At 31.6% G+C, this 450-nt stretch carries 1 protein-coding gene; it reads left to right on the top strand.

Features of this window, described 5'->3' with window-relative positions; genetic code table 11:
• Positions 1-163 precede the first annotated feature (163 nt).
• Positions 164-450, top strand: a 287-nt coding sequence (locus LDP10_RS03225; protein WP_265197286.1) for an Hsp70 family protein, incomplete at its 3' end; no start/stop codon positions are given.

Raw genomic sequence — 450 nt, 5'->3', positions numbered from 1 at the left:
TAACAAACACCTTGATGATAGAGAAAGCGCCCCCATACTAACTAATATTCGCAAACTTAATTTTTAAAATTTATAAACTTGTTTAGCTGGTTAAAAACCAAAAAAATGGCTACATCACAGTTGAATAACCCAATTTATTAAAATATTTAAATGGGAGATTTTAATGGGTAAAATTATTGGTATTGATTTGGGTACAACTAATTCTTGTGTTGCTATTATGGATGGAAATAAAGCACGAGTTTTGGAAAACGCAGAAGGAGATCGTACTACTCCTTCTATTATTGCATATACCCGAGACGGGGAAATTTTAGTAGGTCAACCTGCTAAACGTCAAGCTATTACTAATCCTCAAAATACGTTATTTGCTATAAAACGTTTAATAGGAAGAAGATTTCAAGACGAAGAAGTACAACGTGATATTAAAATTATGCCTTACAAGATCATTAAATC

This window comes from Buchnera aphidicola (Pemphigus obesinymphae) (genome assembly GCF_026122815.1).
Classification (GTDB): Bacteria; Pseudomonadota; Gammaproteobacteria; order Enterobacterales; family Enterobacteriaceae; genus Buchnera_C; species Buchnera_C aphidicola_BJ.
Note: the sequence above shows the minus strand (reverse complement) of the source record. Positions and strands in the feature narration are given on the sequence as shown.